Origin of the sequence: Isoptericola halotolerans (assembly GCF_003003075.1) — a bacterium.
In the GTDB taxonomy this organism is placed as follows: domain Bacteria; phylum Actinomycetota; class Actinomycetes; order Actinomycetales; family Cellulomonadaceae; genus Isoptericola; species Isoptericola halotolerans_A.
Window position 1 is genome coordinate 152119 of the sequence record NZ_PVTX01000005.1, and the last position, 14666, is coordinate 166784.

13 protein-coding genes are annotated in these 14666 nt (G+C 73.6%); 6 read left to right on the forward strand and 7 right to left on the reverse strand.

What is annotated here, in order from left to right; genetic code table 11:
* Window positions 1-91: 91 nt before the first annotated feature.
* Together pta and BCL65_RS08845 are read left to right on the forward strand one after the other, a co-directional pair.
* The gene (pta, locus tag BCL65_RS08840; RefSeq protein ID WP_374108551.1) at window positions 92-2212 is read left to right on the forward strand and encodes a phosphate acetyltransferase; all 2121 of its coding nucleotides are present in this window, start codon (window positions 92-94) and stop codon (window positions 2210-2212) included.
* On the forward strand, window positions 2209-3489 hold the full coding sequence (locus tag BCL65_RS08845; RefSeq protein WP_106267172.1) for an acetate/propionate family kinase: 1281 nt from the start codon (window positions 2209-2211) through the stop codon (window positions 3487-3489). The genes pta and BCL65_RS08845 overlap by 4 nt, the downstream gene beginning before the upstream one ends.
* Before the next feature lie 77 nt (window positions 3490-3566).
* On the opposite strand, the gene BCL65_RS08850 is transcribed toward BCL65_RS08845, so the two are convergent.
* Window positions 3567-4949, reverse strand: coding sequence for a GntP family permease (locus tag BCL65_RS08850; protein WP_106267174.1), 1383 nt, complete (start codon window positions 4947-4949; stop codon window positions 3567-3569).
* Window positions 4939-5535 (reverse strand): gluconokinase, encoded by a 597-nt coding sequence (locus BCL65_RS08855; RefSeq protein WP_106267176.1) that lies wholly within the window; start codon window positions 5533-5535, stop codon window positions 4939-4941. Before BCL65_RS08855 ends, BCL65_RS08850 begins: the two co-directional genes overlap by 11 nt.
* 116 nt (window positions 5536-5651) lie before the next feature.
* Between BCL65_RS08855 and BCL65_RS08860 the strand changes: the two genes are divergently transcribed.
* Together BCL65_RS08860 and BCL65_RS08865 are read left to right on the forward strand one after the other, a co-directional pair.
* Window positions 5652-6362: a FadR/GntR family transcriptional regulator gene (locus tag BCL65_RS08860; RefSeq protein WP_106267178.1), complete on the forward strand. Its 711-nt coding sequence runs from the start codon at window positions 5652-5654 to the stop codon at window positions 6360-6362.
* Window positions 6359-7303 carry a DUF4031 domain-containing protein gene (locus tag BCL65_RS08865; protein ID WP_106267180.1) on the forward strand — a complete coding sequence of 315 codons (945 nt, stop codon included), beginning with the start codon at window positions 6359-6361 and terminating at the stop codon, window positions 7301-7303. The genes BCL65_RS08860 and BCL65_RS08865 overlap by 4 nt, the downstream gene beginning before the upstream one ends.
* Here BCL65_RS08865 and BCL65_RS08870 read toward each other — a convergent pair whose 3' ends face one another.
* From BCL65_RS08870 to BCL65_RS08880, 3 genes are all read right to left on the reverse strand, one after another.
* Window positions 7304-8926 (reverse strand): succinic semialdehyde dehydrogenase, encoded by a 1623-nt coding sequence (locus BCL65_RS08870; RefSeq protein ID WP_106267182.1) that lies wholly within the window; start codon window positions 8924-8926, stop codon window positions 7304-7306. It lies immediately after the preceding gene.
* A gap of 69 nt (window positions 8927-8995) precedes the next feature.
* Window positions 8996-9454, reverse strand: a complete 459-nt coding sequence (locus BCL65_RS08875; RefSeq protein ID WP_243400931.1) for a GNAT family acetyltransferase — start codon at window positions 9452-9454, stop codon at window positions 8996-8998.
* Complete coding sequence (locus BCL65_RS08880) at window positions 9451-10575, reverse strand: GuaB3 family IMP dehydrogenase-related protein (RefSeq protein ID WP_106267184.1); 1125 nt, start codon at window positions 10573-10575, stop codon at window positions 9451-9453. The genes BCL65_RS08875 and BCL65_RS08880 overlap by 4 nt, the downstream gene beginning before the upstream one ends.
* 98 nt (window positions 10576-10673) lie before the next feature.
* On the opposite strand from BCL65_RS08880, the gene BCL65_RS08885 reads away from it, so the two are divergent.
* Entirely contained in the window at window positions 10674-11396 is a 723-nt protein-coding gene (locus BCL65_RS08885) for an exonuclease domain-containing protein (protein ID WP_106267186.1), read from the forward strand.
* A gap of 22 nt (window positions 11397-11418) precedes the next feature.
* Here BCL65_RS08885 and guaB read toward each other — a convergent pair whose 3' ends face one another.
* Both guaB and BCL65_RS08895 read right to left on the reverse strand, forming a co-directional pair.
* Window positions 11419-12936, reverse strand: coding sequence for an IMP dehydrogenase (guaB, locus tag BCL65_RS08890; protein WP_106267188.1), 1518 nt, complete (start codon window positions 12934-12936; stop codon window positions 11419-11421).
* Window positions 12937-13030: 94 nt separating this feature from the next.
* The gene (locus tag BCL65_RS08895) at window positions 13031-14143 is read right to left on the reverse strand and encodes a MerR family transcriptional regulator (protein WP_106267190.1); all 1113 of its coding nucleotides are present in this window, start codon (window positions 14141-14143) and stop codon (window positions 13031-13033) included.
* A 201-nt stretch (window positions 14144-14344) separates the two neighbouring features.
* Between BCL65_RS08895 and BCL65_RS08900 the strand changes: the two genes are divergently transcribed.
* Complete coding sequence (locus BCL65_RS08900) at window positions 14345-14635, forward strand: WhiB family transcriptional regulator (protein ID WP_106267192.1); 291 nt, start codon at window positions 14345-14347, stop codon at window positions 14633-14635.
* Window positions 14636-14666 lie beyond the last annotated feature (31 nt).

A 14666-nucleotide genomic window follows, 5' to 3' on the forward strand; every position in this document is an offset into this window, starting at 1 on the left:
ACCAAGCCGACGCCGCGGTACCGGTGCGCCGCCGTCGTGCATGCGGTGGAATGGACGTGACCACCGCCCGACGCGAGCGAACAGGCAGGCAGTGAGCACACGCAGCATCTACATCGCGTCCCCCGAGGGGGACACCGGCAAGTCGACGGTCGCGCTCGGCGTGCTCGACCTCCTGGTCCGCCAGGTCCAGCGGGTGGGCGTCTTCCGGGCGGTCTCCCGGGTCCCGGAACGCCCCGCGGCCGACGGCGGGACGGGCGTCCGGGACCACGTCCTGGAGATGATGCTCGCGCACGACGGCGTCGACCTGGACTACGCGGACGCCGTCGGGGTCACGTACGACGACGTCCACGCCGACCCGGACGAGGCGCTCGCGCGGATCGTCGCGCGGTACCACGCGGTCGCCGCCCGGTCCGACGCCGTCGTGGTGCTCGGCACGGACTACACGGACGTGTCGGGCGCGACGGAGCTCGCGTTCAACGCACGGGTGGCGGCCAACCTCGACGCCCCCGTGCTGCTCGTGGTCTCCGGGCGCGGCCGGGGGCTCGAGGACGTCTCGACCCTGACCCGGCTGAGCGTGGCGGAGCTGCGCGCGAGCCACGCCCAGCCGATCGCCGTCGTCGTGAACCGGGCCGAAGAGGCCGTGACGGACGCGCCCGCGGCCGTGCGGGCCGGCATCTCCGGTGAGGACCTGCCCACCTGGGTCATCCCGGAGGAGCCGTTCCTCGGCGCACCGACGGTGGCCCAGCTCGCCGACGCGGTCGACGGCACGCTGCTGCTCGGTGACCGCGACCTCCTCGCGCGGGAGGCGCTCGACGTCATCGTCGGCGCCATGACGTTCGAGCACATGCTCGGCCACCTCGCGGACGGCACCGTGGTCATCACGCCCGGCGACCGCACGGACGTGCTGCTCGGGCTGCTGTCGGTGCAGGCCGCACAACGCTTCCCGTCGCTCGCCGGCCTGATCCTCACCGGTGGGTACCGGCCGTCGGGCCGGTCGGGCCAGCTCGCCGCGGCGCTCGAACCGCACGTGCCGATCATCGCCACCACCATGGACACCTACGAGGTCGCAGGGGTCGCGGCACGGACCCGCGGCGCCATGACGGCGACGGCGCAGCGCAAGCACGACGTCGCCCGGGCGATGTTCGAGCAGCGGGTGGACGGTGCCGAGCTGCTGGCCCGGCTCGCCGTCGAGCGCACCCCCGTGGTCACGCCCCTCATGTTCGAGCACGAGCTGATCGAGCGCGCCCGCGGTGACCGCCGTCGTGTGGTGCTGCCCGAGGGCGACGACGACCGCATCCTGCGCGCCGCCTCCACGGTGCTGGCCCGCGGCATCGCCGACCTGGTGATCCTCGGCGACGAGACGGCGATCCGGGGACGGGCCACCGAGCTCGGCCTCGACATCGACGCCGCCCAGGTGATCGCGCCCACCGACGCGGAGCACGTCGAGCGGTTCGCCGCCGAGTACACCCGGTTGCGCGCGCACAAGGGCATGACCGTGGAGCGGGCGCGGGAGATCGTCACGGACGTGTCCTACTTCGGCACGATGATGGTCCACCTCGGCCTGGCCGACGGCATGGTCTCCGGCGCCGCGCACACGACCGCGCACACGATCCGGCCGTCCTTCGAGATCATCAGGACGAAGCCGGGCGTGTCCGTGGTGTCGTCGGTGTTCCTCATGTGCCTGCCCGACCGGGTGCTCGTCTACGGCGACTGCGCGGTCAACCCGGACCCGACGGCGGAGCAGCTCGCCGACATCGCCGCGTCCTCGGCGGCCACGGCCGACCAGTTCGGTGTGCAGCCGCAGGTCGCCATGCTGTCCTACTCGACCGGCACCTCCGGCACGGGCGCCGACGTCGACAAGGTGCGCGCCGCGACCGACCTGGTGCGCGAGCGGCACCCGGAGCTGAGCGTCGAGGGCCCGATCCAGTACGACGCCGCCGTGGACGTCTCGGTCGCGGCCTCGAAGCTGCCCGAGTCGTCGGTGGCCGGACGGGCCAGCGTGTTCATCTTCCCGGACCTCAACACGGGTAACAACACCTACAAGGCGGTGCAGCGGTCGGCCGGCGCCGTGGCGATCGGGCCGGTGCTGCAGGGCCTCAACAAGCCGGTCAACGACCTGTCCCGCGGCGCGCTGGTGCCGGACATCGTCAACACCGTGGCGATCACCGCGATCCAGGCGCAGTCCGCCCCCTCGAACGGAGCCCGAGCATGAGCATCGTCCCCGAGTCCGACCGGCCCAACCCGTACAGCGCGTACGGGGCGCACGGCTCGGTGCTGGTGCTCAACTCGGGCTCGTCATCGTTGAAGTACCAGCTCGTGAACCCCGTCGGGGGCGAGGCGATCGCCGCCGGCACGGTGGAACGGATCGGCGAGTCGGGCAGCTCGACCGGCATCGTGACGCACACCTTCGCCGGCAACCGCACCCGGCGCGAGCTCGAGGTGCCCGACCACGGCGAGGCGTTGCGGCTGGCCCTCGGCATGTTCGACGAGATCGGGCCCCGCCTCGCCGACGCCGGCATCTACGCCGTCGGGCACCGCGTGGTGCACGGCGGCGCGGAGTTCTCCGGGCCGGTGGTGGTGGACGACGACGTCGTGGACCGCATCGAGGCGCTCGTGCCGCTCGCTCCGCTGCACAACCCGGCGAACGTCCAGGGCATCCGCGTGGCTCGCGAGCTGCTCGGTGACGTGCCGCACGTCGCCGTGTTCGACACGGCGTTCTTCCAGGCGCTGCCCGCCGAGGCCTACACCTACGCCATCGACCGGGAGATCGCCCGCGAGCACGACGTCCGCCGCTACGGGTTCCACGGCACCAGCCACCAGTACGTGGCGGGCAAGGTGGCCCGCGTCCTGGGCCGGCGCGTGCAGGACCTCAACACGATCGTGCTGCACCTCGGCAACGGGGCCTCGGCGTCGGCCGTGCGCGGCGGCGTCCCCGTCGACACGTCCATGGGCATGACGCCGCTCGAGGGACTGGTCATGGGCACGCGGTCCGGCGACATCGACCCGGCCGTCGTGTTCCACCTCGCGCGCAACGCCGGGATGAGCATCGACGAGCTCGACACGCTGCTCAACAAGCGCTCGGGCATGCTGGGGCTCTCGGGCGTCAACGACTTCCGCGAGCTGCGCCAGCTCATCGACGACGGCGACGATGACGCGGCGCTCGCGTTCGACGTCTACGTCCACCGGCTCACGAAGTACGTCGGCGCCTACGCGGCGCTGCTCGGGCGGGTGGACGTCATCGCCTTCACCGCGGGCGTCGGGGAGAACGACGCGGCGGTGCGCGCCGCCGTCTGCGCGGGCCTGGAGAACTTCGGGATCGCCGTCGACGCCGACCGCAACGCGGCGCGCGGTGGCGAGCGCATCATCTCCCCGGACTGGGCGAAGACCCTCGTCATGGTGGTCCCGACCATGGAGGAGCTGGCGATCGCCCGCCAGTGCGTGGAGGCCGTCGACGGCCGGGAGCCGACGGCGGCGGTCACCACCGGGTGACGCTTGCGCGCTGATCCCCTCGCCGGGCAGGCGACGGTGCGGGGGCCCGACGCACCGCCGGGCCCCCACGCCTCGCGTCAGGCCACCGCGAAGACCAGGCCCGCGATCGCGAAGCCCATCACACCGATGCCCGTCTCCATGACGGTCCACGTGCGCAGCGTCGTCCGCACGTCCATGTCGAAGAACCGGCCCACGAGCCAGAAGCCGGAGTCGTTGACGTGGCTGAGCACGACGGACCCGGCGGCGACGGCGACGACGATCGCCGCCAGCTCGACCGCTCCGTAGCCGCCGGCGGCCACGGCCGGGGCGATGAGCCCTGCCGCGGTGGTCAGCGCGACCGTCGCGGAGCCCTGGGCGACGCGTAGCACCGCGGCGATGAGGAAGCCGGCCACGATGACGGGCAGGCCGAGGTCGCCGAGGACCTCCGCCAGGGCGTCGCCGATGCCGGTGGCCCGCAGCACCCCGCCGAACATGCCGCCGGCACCGGTGATGAGGATGACCGACGCGACCGGGCCGAGCGCGGAGTCCAGCGTCTTCTCCAGCGCGGTGCCCTCGATCCCCCGGCGACGCCCGAGCACCCACGCGGCCACCAGCACCGTGACGAGCAGGGCGACCGGGGTCGCGCCGACCAGGCCGGCGACCGCCACGACCGTCGAGTCCCCGTCGACCCAGCCGGCCGATGCCGCCGTCTCCAGCCCGGTGTTGGCGAAGATCAGCACCAGCGGCAGCAGCAGGATGCCGACGACGGTCCCGAAGCGTGGCGGGTTCGCGGTCTGTGCGTCGTCGGCGCGGCCGAGGATCTCCGGCACGGGCAGCTCGAAGCGACGGCCGGCCCATCGACCGAAGAGGTAGGCGGTGACGTACCAGGTCGGCAGCGCGGCCACGAGGCCGACGAGCAGCACGGTCGCGACGTCCGCCCCGAGGAACTCCGAGGCGGCCACCGGCCCCGGGTGCGGGGGCACGTAGATGTGCATCACGGAGAACGCGCCGGCGACGGGCAGGCCGTACAGCAGCACGGACCCGCCGAGCCGCCGCGCGACGGCGAACACGATGGGCAGCATGACCACGAGGCCGGCGTCGAAGAAGATCGGGAACCCGAACAGCAGCGAGGCGACGCCCAGCGCGAGCGGGGCCCGACGCTCGCCGAACCGGTCGACGAGCACGTCGGTGAGCACCTTCGCCCCGCCGCTGGTCTCGACGAGCCGGCCGAGCATCGCGCCGAGCCCGACGAGCAGCGCGACCGCCGCCAGCGTGGACCCGAAGCCGTCGAGCAGGACGTCGACGACGCTCCCGCTCGGCAGGCCGGCTGCCACGGCGGTCAGCAGGCTGACGAGGATCAAGGCGACGAACGCGTGCAGGTGGACCTTGATGATGAGGACGAGCAGCAGGGCGACGGCGGCCGCCGCGATGGCGAGCAGCGGCCCCGCGGTGAGGGTCTGGGTCCAGTCGTCAGGCGTCATGGGTGGTCCTCCCGGAGGTCGGGGCGGAGCATCGGGCGACGACGTCGTCCACGATCTCCTCGGGCGGTGCGGCGACGTCGGCGGTGAGCCCGTCCTCGTCGTCGTCGAGGGGTTCGAGGGTGGCGAGCTGCGACGGGAGCAGCGAGGTGGGCATGAAGTGGCCGGACCGCCCCGTCATCCGTTCGGCCAGCAGCTCGGGCGACCCGTGCAGGTGCAGGAACCACACGCGGCCCCGCGCTGCACGCAGCACGTCGCGGTACGAACGCTTGAGGGCGGAGCAGGTCACGACGGCGGTGCGTCCGGCGTCGGCCTCGGTGCTGAGCCAGTCGCGGATCGCGGCCAGCCACGGCGCCCTGTCCTCGTCGGTCAGCGGGGTGCCCGCGCTCATCTTGGCGATGTTCGCCTCGGAGTGGAACTGGTCGGCCTCGGCGTACTCGACGCCGATCCGGTCGGCCAGCATCCGGGCGACGGTGGTCTTGCCCGAGCCGGCGACCCCCATGACGACGACGTGCGTGACGGCGTCGGCCGCCTCGTCGCGGAGGTCCTGCGCGGGGCCGGGTTCGGCAGGTGTGACGTCGGTGTCCATCGGTTCGACTTCCGTGTCGGCGGGTCAGTTCCACGAGGATGCATGATTGGTAGCACCTTTGGCAAGCCATTGGTGTGACCAATTGCGGCCCGTGCCGGTCTCGGTAGGCTCCCCCCATGCCACCCCCCGCCCTGCACAACGCCGTCCTCGACGCCGTGGGGCGAGCCATCACCAGCGGCGACGTGGCACCCGGCACCCCGCTGACCCTCGAGTCGATCGGAACACAGCACCACGTTTCTCGCACCGTCGCCCGGGAGGTCATGCGGATGCTCGAAGGCCTCGGGCTGGTCCGCTCACGCCGACGGGTCGGTCTCGTCGTGCTGCCCCGGGAGGAGTGGAACGTGCTCGACCCGCGGGTGATCCGGTGGCGCCTCGCCGGCCCGGGCCGCGACGAGCAGCTCCGCACCCTCACCGAGCTGCGTCACGCCGTCGAGCCGCTGGCCGCCGCGGGCGCCGCCCGGCACGCCTCCGCCGCCGAGCGCGCCGAGCTCGTCGACCTCGCCGCCCGCATGCGCGTGCTGGGTTCCCGCGGCGACCTCACCGACTTCCTCGCGCTCGACGTCCGGATGCACGAGCTCCTGCTGCGCGCGAGCGGCAACGAGATGTTCGGCGCGCTCGCCGTCGTGGTCGCCGAGGTGCTGGCCGGCCGCACGCATCTCGGCCTGATGCCGGCCTCCCCCGTGCCGGAGGCGCTCGACCAGCACGAGGCCGTCGCGCACGCGGTGGCCGCCGGCGACGCGCCGGCCGCCGAGGCCGCCATGGCCGCACTGGTCGGCGAGGTCCGCCGTGCCCTCGACACCGCGACGCCCGCCGAGGAGACGCCGTGACCGTCCTCGTCGACCCGCCGGCCTGGCCGGCGCACGACCGCCTCTGGTCGCACCTCGTCTCGGACGCGTCGCTGCACGAGCTGCGGACGTTCGCGCGCGCGGCCGGCATCCCCGACCGAGCCTTCGACCTCGACCACTACGACGTCCCGGACGAGCGGTACGACGAACTCGTCGCCGCCGGGGCGACGCCGGTGGACGGCCGTGAGCTGGCCCGGCGGCTCGCCGCCACTCCCCTGCGGGTCCCGGGCCACGAACGACGACGGGCGAAGCGCCCGGCCCTCCTGGCACGATGGGCCGCGCTCTGGGCCGCGGGCGCTGACCCGGCGGCGCACGACGCCGGCGGGATCACCGCGGTCGGCGAGGACGTCGTCGACCGGTGGCGCGAGCCGCACCGGGTCTACCACGGCCGCCTCCACCTGGCCGACGTCCTCGACGCGATCGGCCCTCTCGCGCGCGAGACCGGCGCACCCGCCCGGGAGGCATGGCGCGCCGAGGTGGCGCTGTGGTTCCACGACGCGGTGCACGACGGCGCCACCCCGGACGACGAGGAACGCTCCGCCGCGCTGGTCGGCGTCCTTCTGGCACCGCTCGAGCGACGCCGGGTGCTCTCGGCCGGGGACGTGGCGGAGATCGGACGTCTCGTGCTCGTGACGGCCGGGCACGACCCGGCTCCCGAGGATCTGGCGGGATGTCTGGTCAGCGACGCCGACCTCGCCGTCCTCGGCGGCGACGCCGGCCGCTACGCGCGCTACGTGGCCCAGGTGCGCGCCGAGTACGGCCAGGTGCCCGACGCCGACTTCCGGGCCGGGCGCGGCGCGGTGCTCGACCAGCTGCTCACCCTGCACACCGGTCCCGGTCTGTTCCGCACGCCGGCCGCCCGGCACCGCTGGGCCGACCAGGCCGAGCGGAACCTGCGCGCCGAGCTCGCCGCGCTGCGGTGATCAGGGCAGGCGCAGCCGCCGCATCCCCCGCAACGCCTGGGTGAGCGCCCGGCTGGGCACGTCCCCGCCGAGCGCGTAGAGCGTGTCCAGGGACAGTCCCGCGCTGAGCCCGCGCTGCGCGACGACGCTCTGCACCTCCGTGACCGCCTCGATCGCCTCGCGGCCGTGGCGCCGTCCGAGGCCGGAGGCCTTCATGCCCCCCATCGGCGCGCTCGCGGAACCCCAGGCCTGGAGGTAGCCGTCGTTGATGACCACGGTGCCGGCCTCGACCCGCGCCGCGACCTGGCGGGCGCGCACGACGTCGCGCGACCAGATGGACGCGTTGAGCCCGAACTCGGTGTCGTTCATGACCCGGACCGCCTCGTCGTCGCTCGCGACGCGCGAGACCGCCACGACGGGCCCGAACGTCTCCTCGCGCAGGCAGACCGCGTCCTCGGGGAGGTCGTCGAGCACCGTGGGTGCGTAGAAGTACGGACCCACGTCGGCACGGTGCACGCCGCCGGTCAGGGCCCGCGCGCCCTTGGCCAGGGCGTCGTCGACGTGCGCGGCCACCCTCTCGAGCTGGTCGGCCGAGACCAGCGACCCGATGTCCGCGGTGTAGTCGAGCCCGGCGCCGAGCGCGAGCTCGCGCACCGCGGGCACGAACCGCTCGAGGAACGCGTCGGCGATGCGCTCGTGCAGCACGAGACGCTCGATCGACATGCAGAGCTGCCCGGCGTTGGAGAAGCAGGCGCGGACCACGCCCGGCACGGCGGCGTCGAGGTCGGCGTCGGCCGCGACGTACAACGGGTTCTTGCCGCCCAGCTCGAGCGTCGCGCCGATGAGCCGCTCGCCCGCGCGCGCCGCCACCGTGCGGCCCACGGCCGTGGACCCGGTGAACGCGATGTGGTCGACGTGGTCCACCAGCGCCGCCCCGATCTCACCGCCCCCGGCGACGACCGAGAACAGGTCGTCGGGCAGCCCGGCCTCCGCGAGCAGCTCGGCGGCCCACAGCGCGGACAGCGTGGTCTGCGGGTCGGGCTTGAGCACGACGGCGTTGCCCGCCAGCAGCGCGGGGATCGCCTCGCAGAGCGCGAGCGTGAGGGGGTAGTTCCAGGGGGAGATCACGCCCACCACCCCGACCGGGCGCCGGTGGACGCGGGCGCCGGTCAGGACCGACAGGGCACCCGGCACGCGACGGTCCGCCAGGTAGCGCGGCCCGCGCACCACGTAGTGGCGGCAGGCCTGGGCGATGTCGGCGACCTCCTCGAACGCGCTGCGCCGCGACTTGCCGGACTCCATCTGGATGAGGTCGAGGATCTCCGACTGACGGTCGAGCACCAGCGTGCCCAGCCGGTCGAGGACCCGGGCGCGCTCGGCGAGAGGTGTCGCGGCCCAGTCGTGCTGGGCGACCCGGGCGCGCTCCACGGCGTCGGCGACGTCGTCGGTGCTCGAGAGCGGCACCGCGGCGAGCGGTGCGCCGGTGAACGGCGACGTGCTGCGGTGGGTGCCGGCGTCGTGCGAAGTCACGACCCTCTTGACCAGCGGGGACACGACCTCGGGTTCGAGGACGTAGGTGGACGAGGGAAGCTCGGGATCGATGAGATCGCCCAGAGCGCCGTCGCTCTCGTGCGCGGTTGCCATGGGCGACACTCTATGCGGCGCCGGTGACGGCCCGGTGAACGAGGCGTCAGATCTCCGTGTCGTTCGCTCTCAGCGGGACTCGTCCATCCATCGACCGAGGACGGCGACATCTTGGGCGGTGTAACCCAGACTCCCGTAGAAGTCATGCACGTGCTCGTTCGCCGTGCGCACCATGAGCATGACCTTGCTGGTCCCGGCGCCCCGCAACCAGTCCTCCGCGGCCTCGACGAGCCGCCGCCCGAGCCCTGACCTCTGGAGCGAGGGGGCCACGGCCACGTAGTAGAGCCACCCGCGGTGGCCCTCGTACCCGGCCATCACCGAGCCGACGACGCCGGAGGTCGCGTCGAGCGCGACGAGCACCGTGGACGTGGGGTTGCGCCGCGCGTCGGCGATGTCGCGGTGGGGGTCGTTCCACGGACGCGTGAGGTCGCACTCGCGCCACAGGGCGACGACCTGCTCGACGTCGCCGTCCGTGATCTCCCGCAGGAGCGTGCCGGCCAGGACCTGCGGTGCGGGCTCCGGGGTCACCGCGGCTGGTAGGGCGACATGACGACCTCGACCCGCTGGAACTCCTTGAGGTCGGAGTAGCCGGTCGTGGCCATCGCCCGGCGCAGCGCACCGACCAGGTTCGTGGTGCCGTCCGCCTGGCGGCCCGGCCCGAAGAGGATCTCCTCGAGGGTGCCGCCGGTGCCCACCGAGACCCGCTCGCCGCGCGGGAGCTGCGAGTGGTGCGCCTCGGGCCCCCAGTGCCAGCCCTGCCCGGGCGCCTCGGAGGCGCGGGCCAGCGCGGCGCCGAGCATGACGGCGTCGGCGCCGCAGGCCACGGCCTTGACGATGTCGCCCGAGTGGCCCACGCCGCCGTCGGCGATGACGTGCACGTAGCGGCCCCCGGACTCGTCGAGGTAGTCACGGCGCGCGGCCGCGACGTCGGAGACGGCGGTCGCCATGGGGGCGTGGATGCCGAGGCTGACGCGGGTGGTGTGGGCGGCCCCGCCGCCGAAGCCGACGAGCACGCCCGCGGCACCGGTGCGCATGAGGTGCAGGGCCGCGGTGTAGGTCGAGGCCCCGCCGACGACGACGGGGACGTCGAGCTCGTAGATGAACCGCTTGAGGTTCAGCGGCTCGGCGTTCCCGGAGACGTGCTCCGCCGAGACGGTGGTGCCGCGGATGACGAACAGGTCCACCCCGGCGTCCACGACCGTCTGGTAGTGCTCCTGGGTCCGCTGCGGGGTGAGCGCGCCGGCGACCGTGACGCCGGCCGCGCGGACCTCCTTGATGCGTTGCGTGATGAGCTCGGGCTTGATCGGCTCGGCGTAGATCTCCTGCATGCGGCGCGTCGCCTGGTCGGCCGGCAGCTCGCGGATCTCGGCGAGCAGCGGCTCCGGGGACTCGTAGCGGGTCCACAGGCCCTCGAGGTCCAGCACGCCGAGACCGCCGTGGTTGCCCAGCGCGACCGCCGTGTCCGGGCTCATCACCGAGTCCATCGGCGCCGCCATGATCGGCAGGTCGAAGTGGTAGGCGTCGATCTGCCACTCGGTGGAGACGTCCTTCGGGTCGCGGGTGCGGCGCGACGGCACCACCGCGACGTCGTCGAAGGAGTACGCACGGCGACCGCGCTTGCCACGTCCGATCTCGATCTCGTTGCTCACCCCGCAAGCGTACCGGGCAGGCCGGACCCGGGACCGCAGGGGCGCTGTCGGTGGCTGGTGGCATCGTCACGGGCGAGGACACGAGGAAGGAGTCCGACATGGACGACACCGCCTGGGCGGGTGGCCCGCTGCTCGGTTTCGACACCGAGACCACCGGGGTGGACGTGCACACCGACCGCATCGTCACCGCGGCCGTCGTGCTGCGCACGGCGACCACGACGGACGTGCGCACCTGGCTGGTCGACCCGGGCGTGGAGATCCCCGCCGAGGCCGCGGCCATCCACGGCGTGACGACGGAGCACGCCCGCGCCCACGGCATCCCTCCGCGGCAGGCGCTGGCCGAGATCGCGGCGGTCCTCGCCGAGCACACGCGCGCCGGGGTACCGGTCGTGGCGTACAACGCGGCGTTCGACCTCACTCTCCTCGACGCCGAGCTGGTCCGCCACGGGCTCGCCACGCTGCCGGAGCGCCTCGGGCGGCCCGTGTCGCCGGTGCTCGACCCGCTGGTGATCGACCGGTGGCAGGACCGCTACCGCCGGGGCAAGCGGCGGCTGGGTGACCTGGTCGAGCTGTACGGGATCACCGGGGAGGGCGAGCTGCACAGCGCCGACGTGGACGTCCTGGCGACGCTCGACGTGCTCGACGCGCAGCTCCACCGCTACCCGGACCTGCGGGCCGTCGCGCTGGACGCCCTGCACTCCGCCCAGCAGGAGGCCCACCACCGCTGGGCGACGAGCTTCAACGAGTGGCGCCGCACGAAGGGCCTCGACGGGCCGGGGGCGTCGACGGCGTGGCCGGTCGAGCCGCCCGTGGCGGGCTGAGCCCGGTCAGGACACCGTGTCGTCAGGAGACGGTGTAGTTGGGTGCCTCGACGGTCATCATGATGTCGTGCGGGTGGGACTCCTTGAGGGAGGCCGAGGTGATCCGCACGAACCGCCCGTTGGCCTGCAGCTCGGGGACGGTGCGCGCGCCGACGTAGAACATGGTCTGGTGCAGCCCGCCCACGAGCTGGTGCGCCACCGTGGCGAGCGTCCCCTTGTAGGGCACCTGCCCCTCGACGCCCTCGGGCACGATCATGTCGTCGCTGGCGACCTCGGCCTGGAAGTAGCGGTCCTTGGAGTAGGACTTCTTGCCGCGCGAGGACATCGCGCCCATCGAGCCCATGCCGCGGTAGGCCTTGAACTGCTTGCCGTTGACGAGGATCTGGTCGCCCGGCGCCTCTTCGGTCCCGGCGAGCATGGAGCCGAGCATGACGGCCTCGGCCCCGGCGACGATGGCCTTGCCGATCTCGCCCGAGTGCCGCATGCCGCCGTCGGCGATGACCGGCACGCCGGCCGCGCGCGCCGCGAGCGAGGCCTCGTAGACGGCGGTGATCTGCGGGACGCCGACGCCGGTCACGACGCGGGTGGTGCAGATGGATCCCGGGCCCACGCCGACCTTGATGCCGTCCGCGCCCGCGTCGACGAACGACTGCGCCCCCTCCTTGGTCGCGACGTTGCCGCCGATGACCTGGACGTCCTTGGTGGCCGGGTCCGACTTGAGCCGGCGGACCATGTCGATGAGCATCCGCACGTTGCCGTGCGCGGTGTCCGCGACCAGCACGTCGACGCCGGCGTCGATGAGCGTGGTCGCCCGCTCCCAGGCGTCGCCGAAGTAGCCGATGGCGGCGCCGACCATGAGGCGGCCCTGTCCGTCCTTCGACGCGTCCGGGAACTGCTCCGACTTGACGAAGTCCTTGACGGTGATGAGCCCGGCGAGGCGACCCTCGTCGTCGACGAGCGGGAGCCGCTCGAGCTTGTGCTTGCGCAGCAGCGCGGTGGCGTCCTCCCGCGAGATCCCGGCGCGGCCGGTGATCAACGGCTGGGGCGTCATGACCTCCGAGACGGTGGTGGTGGCCCACTCGGCCACCGGGGTGAACCGCAGGTCGCGGTTGGTCACGATGCCGACGAGCAGACCGGCGGCGTCGAGGACGGGGAAGCCGGAGACGCGGTACTGGCCCGCGCGCTCGTCGAGCTGCTCGAGCGTGGCGTCGGGGCCGATCGTCACGGGGTTGGAGATGATGCCCGTCTGCGTGCGCTTGACGAGGTCCACCTGGTACGCCTGGTCGGCGATCGACAGGTTCCGGTGCAGCACGCCGAGGCCGCCCTGGCGGGCCATGGCGATCGCCATCCGGGACTCGGTGACGGTGTCCATCGCGGCTGACACGAGCGGGACCTTCAGCGAGATCTCCCGCGTCAGGCGAGAGGTCGTGTCGATGTCCGTGGGGGCGAGGTCCGAGTACCCCGGCAGCAGCAGGACGTCGTCGTACGTGAGGCCGAGGAACCCGAACGGGTCGTGCGCAGGCGAGGTCGTCTCCGTCATGTCCCGAGTCTACGGCGCGCGCCGAGGCCTCCGGGGTGCCGTCCGTCACGCCGGACGCTCCCCCGCGCGGGACGGCGGGCGCCCCGTCCGCCGCTCAGGAGGAGACGACGGCGAGCACCTCGTGCAGCAGCCCCGTGAAGGAGCGCACGCGCTGCACCTGGGCGGCCAGGGGGATCTCGCTCGCGGCGTCGTCACGCCGCAGGCCGACGAAGATCGGCAGGTCGGGGAAGCCCTCGTGCACCGCGTGCACCACGTCGAGATCGGGCCGCCGCTGCGTCGTCGCCAGCACGAGGGCTGCGGGGCGCACCATCGTCACGAGCTCGAGGGAGCGGCGTGTGCTCGCCGGGCCGGTGACGATCCGCGCCGTCTTGCCCTTCGCCGTCAGGGCGGCGGCGAGCGCGTGCGCGGAGAGCGGCACGACCTCGTCGGGCGCGGCGAAGATCAGCACGATGTTGCGCATGCGGCTCGGGTGGTTGGCCGGCGGCCCGCCGTTCTGCACCACCGCCTGCTCGAAGGCCTCCGTGAACGAGCGCAGCGCGTGCAGCGCGGCGGTGGCGAGCACGACCTCGGGGACGGCCCCGGGCCCGGCGAGCACGGTGCGCTCGGCGACGCGGTTCCAGGCCGGCTCCAGGAGGTGCGCCCACCAGACGGCAGGGTCCCCCTGGGCGGGGATCCGCAGGAGGTCGTCGCAGCGGGCCTGGTCGTAGGCGAGGGCGGCGTCGACGACCGCCGACACCTTGCCCGAGGCGTTCTGCCCGGGCCCGCCGTGGCCGGGTGCGGTCTGCGCACCCTGCCCGCCGCCGGGGATCGCGCGCAGGTGGGCACGGCCGGGACGCGCCCCGCCGTCGTCGCCGGCCGGAGCCGGCTCGGCCTCCGGCTCGGCCGCCTCCGGGGGCGCGGGCGGGCCGGACCGCTGCGCCTCCTCGAGCTCGTCGACGTCGGCGTCCAGCGCCGCCTGCGCGGCGTCGACGGGCGCGACGCCCTCGAGCGTGAGACGGCGCATGACCAGCAGCCGGGCCACGTCGTCGGGGGTGTACCGCCGGTGCGAGCCGGCCGTGCGGTCGGAGGGCCCGAGCCCGTACCGCCGGTCCCAGGTCCGCAGGGTCGCCGGGGCCACCCCGAGGCGGCGTGCGACCGCCGCGACTGCCAGGCCGGGGCCCGACGGGCGTGACCCGCCCGAGTCCTGGGCCGGTCGCGAGGAGGTCATGCCTCGATTCTGCCAGGGCTGCGCCCGACCGCCACTGCGGCCCCCGGCGCGTCACGATCCGAGACGGGATCCCGTCTCAAAGCAGGTCATCGGTCCGACGAAACCGGTTCATGACCTGGTCAACCCTGTCGCCGCTCCTCATGGTGGCCAACTTGCGCTACCCCCTTGAACAACCTCTGCACAACTTGTAGGTTGTTCGCCATGACGGAGATCTCAAGACTGCCCGGACCGGTCATGGAGCTGTGGGAGTGGCAGTACCAGGGCGCGTGCCGCGACGCGGACGACACCCTGTTCTTCCACCCCGAGGGCGAGCGCGGGTCCACGCGACGACGACGGGCCGAGGCCGCGAAGGCCATCTGCCACTCGTGCCCGGTGATGATGCAGTGCCGCGAGCAGTCGCTGCGGGTCCGCGAGCCGTACGGCGTCTGGGGCGGGCTCAGCGAGGACGAGCGCAGCGCCGCGCTCGTCGGTCGCGACCGCAAGGTCGGCTGAGCCGGGAGTCCCCCGGAGACATGACGAGGCC